6 protein-coding genes are annotated in these 5,980 nt (G+C 66.8%); 3 read left to right on the top strand and 3 right to left on the bottom strand.

What is annotated here, in order from left to right:
• Positions 1 to 726 (top strand): protease modulator HflC (locus K5Q19_RS12255; protein WP_292945487.1); only part of this gene is annotated, 726 nt, incomplete at its 5' end.
• Between the two features lie 141 nt (positions 727 to 867).
• Positions 868 to 2,409, top strand: coding sequence for a Do family serine endopeptidase (locus K5Q19_RS12250; RefSeq protein WP_292945484.1), 1,542 nt, complete (start codon positions 868 to 870; stop codon positions 2,407 to 2,409).
• A gap of 73 nt (positions 2,410 to 2,482) precedes the next feature.
• On the opposite strand, the gene K5Q19_RS12245 is transcribed toward K5Q19_RS12250, so the two are convergent.
• Together K5Q19_RS12245 and K5Q19_RS12240 are read right to left on the bottom strand one after the other, a co-directional pair.
• Positions 2,483 to 2,857 carry a limonene-1,2-epoxide hydrolase family protein gene (locus K5Q19_RS12245; protein ID WP_292945481.1) on the bottom strand — a complete coding sequence of 125 codons (375 nt, stop codon included), beginning with the start codon at positions 2,855 to 2,857 and terminating at the stop codon, positions 2,483 to 2,485.
• 86 nt (positions 2,858 to 2,943) lie between these two features.
• Positions 2,944 to 3,774: a helix-turn-helix transcriptional regulator gene (locus K5Q19_RS12240; RefSeq protein ID WP_292945478.1), complete on the bottom strand. Its 831-nt coding sequence runs from the start codon at positions 3,772 to 3,774 to the stop codon at positions 2,944 to 2,946.
• A 107-nt stretch (positions 3,775 to 3,881) separates the two neighbouring features.
• Here K5Q19_RS12240 and K5Q19_RS12235 point away from each other — a divergent pair, with 107 nt between their 5' ends.
• Positions 3,882 to 4,307 carry a hypothetical protein gene (locus K5Q19_RS12235; RefSeq protein WP_292945475.1) on the top strand — a complete coding sequence of 142 codons (426 nt, stop codon included), beginning with the start codon at positions 3,882 to 3,884 and terminating at the stop codon, positions 4,305 to 4,307.
• A gap of 6 nt (positions 4,308 to 4,313) precedes the next feature.
• Here K5Q19_RS12235 and K5Q19_RS12230 read toward each other — a convergent pair.
• A partial coding sequence (locus tag K5Q19_RS12230) for a transglycosylase domain-containing protein (RefSeq protein WP_292945472.1) occupies positions 4,314 to 5,980 on the bottom strand: 1,667 nt, incomplete at its 5' end.

The following is a 5,980-nucleotide window of genomic DNA, read 5'->3' as shown; positions in this document are numbered from 1 at the left end:
GGCGAGCCCAACCGCGTCGTCAACCGCTTCCGCCCCAATGCCGATTTCGGCCAGACGGGCGCGGGCATCGTGCTGCGGATTCCCTTCATCGAGCAGGTCGTGCGCATCGACAAGCGCGTGCTCGATGTCGATCTCGAGCGCCAGCAGGTCACTTCGGCCGACCAGCGCCGGCTTGAAGTCGATGCCTATGCGCGCTTCCGCGTGATCGATCCGGTCAAGATGTACCAGACCGCCGGAACGGTCAGCAAAGTCGCCGAACAGCTCCAGCCGATCCTCAACTCGGTGCTGCGTCAGGAACTGGGCAAGCGCACCTTCGGTTCGCTGCTCACCGCCGATCGCGGGCAGGCCATGGTCAATATCCGCAAGGGGCTGGACAAGGAGGCGCGGGAATACGGCGCACAGGTGATCGATGTGCGCATCAAGCGGGCCGACCTGCCCGATGGCGCCCCGCTCGAATCCGCCTTCACCCGCATGGCCACCGCACGCCAGCAGGAAGCGGCCACGATCCGCGCCGAAGGCCAGAAGAACGCGCAGATCATCCAGGCGACTGCCGAGGCGACCGCCGCCAAGGTCTATGCGGAAAGCTTTGGCAAGGACCCGGATTTCTACGATTTCTACCGCGCGATGAAGAGCTACGACTATACCTTCGCGCAGAAGGACAGCGGCACTTCGATCGTGCTGTCGCCTGATAACGCCTATCTTCGCCAGTTCCGGGGCGTCAAGTAACCACACCCGAAGCTGCCCGAATATGTTATTCAATCCCGGTTAAGGCGCTCGGATGTGAAAGCGGGAGCGCGCGGAATCGGAACCGGGGACCAGGTGCGCGGGCTCCCGCACACCGCCGCTGAGATGAAGAGGAATTGCCACGTGCGATACGCTTACGGAGTGACTACGGCGCTGCTCCTCGCCGGCAGCGCGCTGACCCTGACGACGGGTTTCCCGGCCGGCGCCCAGGTGGCGCAGAACGATTCGACGCAGATGCAGGCGGTCGTCCCGCGCGGTGGTGCCCCGGCGAGCTTCGCCGATCTCACCCAGCAGCTGCAGCCGGCGGTGGTCAACATCTCGACCCGCCAGCGCGTGAAGGTGCAGAACAACAATCCCTTCGCCGGGACGCCGTTCAGCGATCTGTTCGGCGGCGGGCAAGGCGGCCAGCCGCAGACGCGCGAGGCGCAGTCGCTCGGCTCCGGGTTCGTCATTTCGGCCGATGGCTATGTCGTCACCAACAACCACGTGATCACCGCCGAAGGGCAGGGCGAGATCGAATCGATCACCGTCACCATGACCGACGGCACCGACTATCCGGCCAAGCTGGTCGGCCGCGATGCCGCCTCGGACCTTGCCGTGCTCAAGATCAGCGGGCCCAAGCCTTTCCCGTTCGTGAAGTTCGGCGATTCGCGCCACGCCCGCGTCGGTGACTGGATCATCGCCATCGGCAACCCGTTCGGCCTTGGCGGCACTGTCACCAGCGGCATCATCTCGGCGGTCTATCGCAACACCGGTTCGGGCTCTGCCTATGACCGCTATCTGCAGACCGACGCCTCGATCAACCGCGGCAACTCGGGCGGCCCGATGTTCGACATGGCCGGCAACGTGATCGGCATCAACAACGCGATCTTCTCGCCCACCGGCGGCAGCGTCGGCATCGGTTTCGCGATCCCCGCCGAAATCGCGGCCCCCATCGTCGAGAAGCTGCGCAATGGTCAGGCGATCGAGCGCGGCTATCTCGGCGTGCGCATCCAGCAGCTGTCGGACGATCTTGCCGCCAGCCTCGGCCTTGCCAAGAACCGCGGCGAGTTCATCCAGTCCGTCGAACCCGGCCAGGGCGCGGCCAAGGCCGGCATGCAGCCGGGCGACGTGGTCGTGCGCGTTGACGGCAAGGACGTGACGCCCGACCAGACCCTCTCGTTCATCGTCGCCAACACCGCGCCCGGCAAGCGCATCCCGATCGACCTCATCCGCAACGGCCAGCGCCTCACCGTGCAGGCTGTGGTCGGCAAGCGGCCGAGCGAGGAAGAACTTGCCCAGCAGACCTTCGATCCCGATGCCCAGCAGGGCGGCGACGACGGCTTCGGCGGTCAGGCCAAGCCGAGCAAGCCGGCCGGGCCGGTCGTCCAGCAGGCACTCGGCATCGCCGCGATCCCGCTGACGGCGCAGATCGCCCGCCAGCTTGGCGCGAGCGAGGACACCAAGGGCGTGGTCATCACCGCGGTCGACGATTCGGCCGATGCCGCGGCCAAGGGCCTGCAGCGCGGCGATATCGTGCTCTCCGCCAACTACAAGCCGATCGCCACGGCGGCCGATCTTGAAGCCGTGGTGCGCCAGGCCAAGGCCGAGAACCGCGAGGCCGTGCTGCTGCGCATCCAGCGCCGCGGCCAGCCGCCCGTCTACATGCCGATCCGCATCCGCTGATCCTTGGCGAGAGACACAAAAAAGGGGCTGGCGAACGGTGGTTCGCCAGCCCCTTTCTTGTGTGCGCCCGCGTTCAGCCGGTCGGCCACTGCGACATGATTGTCGCCGCGTCGAAGTAGTCGCGCCAGTAGGTGATCTTGCCGTCATGGACCTCGTAGACGCCGGTCACCGGCAGCTCGACCCATTTGTCCGCAAGCCGGTGGCGGTCCAGCCGCTCCAGCATGACGATCGGACCAGCCGCCAGTTCGCGCAGAATGCGGAACTCGTTATCCAGCGTCGGGGAAAAGAACGGTTCGAGCACTGCCCTTATCCCGGCCGGCCCGGTCACCGTGCCAATCGGCGGCGGGTTGGTATATTCGCACGTGTCCGCCACATGCTGGACCGCCGCATCGTAATCGAGCGGCTCCATCGCCTTCATGAAGGCCTTGACGGTTTCGAGTGGGGTCATGGATCCTCTCCTTGTCTTGTGCGCCGTGAGGAAACATGAACCTGTGAGGGAATGCTGCCAATTACCCGGGACGTCATCAGGGGCGGTTATTGCGGCAGGTATTCGCTTTCGAGGGGCGGTAGCGACAGCTGGCGAAACAGCGCCTCGGACTCGGCATCGGCGGGAAACAGCGTCTCGATCCTGAGCTCGTCCGTCGTCACGTCCTGCGCGGTGCCGAACGTGGCGATCACGGCGAAAAGTGCGATCCGCTGCTCGCCCAGCGCCAATTTGAACGGCACCACCGGCAGCAGCGCGCTGTCCATCGCCGACCACAGGATCTCCGGCTCCTGGAACGGTGCCAGTTCATCGAGCACGGCCTGCATGTCGGCCCCGCCAAGCTCATGCGCCTCACGCGTGGCGCGCTGCCAGAGCAGCGGGCCGACCGCCGCCCAGTTGGTCACCAGCGAGCGGATGCCCTGGGGGTGGAAGAACAGCCGCATCAGGTTGCGCTCGCCATCCCCCACCCGCTCCCACACATCCGCACCGAGCAGCGCGGTCAGCGCCTCGAACGGGCGGTTGGCGATCAGCACGTTCCACGCCCGGTCGAGCGCCAGCGCGGGATAGGGCTCGTGCGCCGTCAGCATCATGCGCACCGCGCCCATCACCTGCGCCATCTGCGGATCATCGAGCGTGCGCGTGCGGTAGAGCGGCGCGAAGCCTGCCGCCGTCAGCCAGAGATTGCGCTCGCGCAGCGGCACATCGAGCGCCTCGCTCAGCTGCAGGATCATCGCCCGGCTGGGATTGGCCCGGGCCGATTCGAGGAAGCTGATATGCCGCTGCGAAACGCCCGAGGTCAGCGCAAGGTCCAGTTGCGACCAGCGCCGCTTCTGCCGCCAATCGCGCAGCAACCGCGCGAATCCATCAAGACTCATATCCATGGCGCGAGTTTCGCAGCCACACGGCGCCGCTTCAATAACCCCGGAGGTAATTGATTCGCTCCCGTCGCCTCTGCCACCAGACCGCCAGATAGAAGGAGAGCACCTGCATGAGCCCTTTCTGGCAAGCCTGGTTCCAGCTCTGGCTGGTTTCGATGATGCTGTTCGCGCTGGTCGTCGCGGGCGGAGCGCTGCCCGCGACCGATGCGCCGCTGCGCATGGGCCTGACGCTCGTCAGCATGGGTCCGCCGCCCGATCTCACCCCTGCCGGGCGGTTCATGATCGGGATTCTCGGCGGCGTGTTCCTCGGCTGGATGGTGATGTTCTGGCTGGTCCTGCGCCAGGCGACCGCGATGGGCAGCGCCGGACGGCCGCTCTGGATCGCCGGCACGATCGGCATGCTGGCATGGTATGCGCTCGACAGCGCGCTGTCCGTCGCCACCGGCTTCGGCCTCAATCTCGTGCCCAACACGCTGGCGCTGGGCATGTTCCTCATCGGCGTCGCGGGGAGCAAGGTGCTCGCCCGCGAGCCGTGAGGGGGATCAGTTCGGCTTGGGGCTCGCGACCGGCTTCGGCCGGGGGCGCGGCGCCGGATCGGCCTGCTTGCCCGTCGCGCGGCTGAGGAAATCATCCCCCGCCGCCGGCGGGCCTTCGGGCACCGGCACACCCTGCTCGCCGCCCGGCAAGGCTCCATCCACCGCCGGTAGCCGGTTCTGGGCGCCCGGCTCGATGATGTTGCCATCGGGGTCGGCATAGAAATAGCCGTCCGGATTGGCCTGCATCACCTCGTCATCCGGCTCGAGCTGCCACTGCGGCAGCTTGAGGTCGGTGTCGAACTTCTCGGGCGGGCGCTTGGCGGTGGCAATCTTCATATAGGCGGCGAAGGCACGTGCGGGCGCAGTGCCGCCCTGCAGGCCGGGAACGGCGCGCGCATCATCGCGGCCCATCCACACGCCCGTCGTGATCCCGCTCGAGAAGCCGAGGAACCAGCCATCCTTGTTCGAGCTCGTCGTGCCGGTCTTGCCCGCCACGGGCCGCCCGATCTGCGCGGCGCGGCCGGTGCCGATGCTCACGGCAGACTGCAGCAGATCGGTAATCCCCGCCGCCACGAAGTTCGGCACGAGCTGCTGAGCCGGATCGGGCCGGTGGCTGTAGAGCACTTCGCCTTCGGTCGAGGTGATCTTGCGGATACCATAGGGCGTCACCGCCGAGCCCTTGGCCTGAACCGCCGCGAAGGCGCGCACCATGTCGATCACCCGCACGTCGGACGAACCCAGCACCATCGAAGGCAAGGTGTTGATCGGCGTCGTGATGCCGAAGCGCCGCGCCATCTGCGCCACCGCGCCGAAGCCGACTTCGTTGCCGAGCTGCGCCGCCACGGTGTTTTTCGAATAGGCAAAGGCGCTGCGCACGTCGATCTCGCCGGCATAAGTCCCGCCCGAATTGCGCGGGCTCCAGCCATCGATGGTGACAGGCTCGTCCTTCACCTTGGCATCGGGCGTGTACCCGGCTTCGAGCGCGGCGAGATAGACGAACAGCTTCCACGCCGAACCCGGCTGGCGCACCGCATTGACCGCGCGGTTGTAGTTCGAGGTCACGTAGTCGGTGCCGCCAACCATCGCCAGCACCGCCCCGTCGCGATCAAGGCTGACAAGCGCCCCCTGCGCGCCCTTGGGCACATTGGCCTGGATCGCATCGGTTGCGGCATGCTGCGCGGCGGGATCGAGCGTGGTCCAGACCTCGATCGGCTGGTCGTTGTCCGGCAGCAGCAGATCGAGCTGCGGCAGCACCCAGTCGGTAAAGTAGCGGGCCGAGTTCTGCCCCTGCTCGGCGGCGAGCTTGAGGTTCTTGAGATCGACGGCCGCCGCTTCGGCGGGCGTGATCTTGCCCGCTTCCTGCATCGTCTGCACGACGACCTTGGCGCGGCCGACCGCCGCGGCCGCGTCCGCCGTGGGCGAATAGTGCGAGGGCGCCTTGACGAGCCCCGCGATGATCGCGGCCTCGGCCAGGCTCAGTTGCTCGCCCGAATGGCCGAAGAACTTGCGCGCCGCCGAATCGACGCCATAGGCGCCGCCGCCGAAATAGACCTTGTTGAGATAGAGCTCGAGCACCTGGTCCTTGGAGAACTTCTGCTCGATCGCCATCGCCAGCAGCGCCTCGCGGATCTTGCGATCGAAGGTGCGGCTGTTGTTGAGGAAGATGTTGCGCG

The organism is Novosphingobium sp. (assembly GCF_019748365.1).
Lineage (GTDB): Bacteria > Pseudomonadota > Alphaproteobacteria > Sphingomonadales > Sphingomonadaceae > Novosphingobium.
The sequence above is the reverse complement of the archived record's forward strand: the minus strand, read 5'-3'. Positions and strand labels throughout refer to the sequence as shown.

Excerpts from the sequence above, each read along its gene's own strand:
- K5Q19_RS12235 (WP_292945475.1), top strand. The coding sequence starts at position 3,882 with ATGAGCCCTTTCTGGCAAGCCTGGTTCCAGCTCTGGCTGGTTTCGATG.
- K5Q19_RS12245 (WP_292945481.1), bottom strand. The coding sequence starts at position 2,857 with ATGACCCCACTCGAAACCGTCAAGGCCTTCATGAAGGCGATGGAGCCG.
- K5Q19_RS12240 (WP_292945478.1), bottom strand. The coding sequence starts at position 3,774 with ATGGATATGAGTCTTGATGGATTCGCGCGGTTGCTGCGCGATTGGCGG.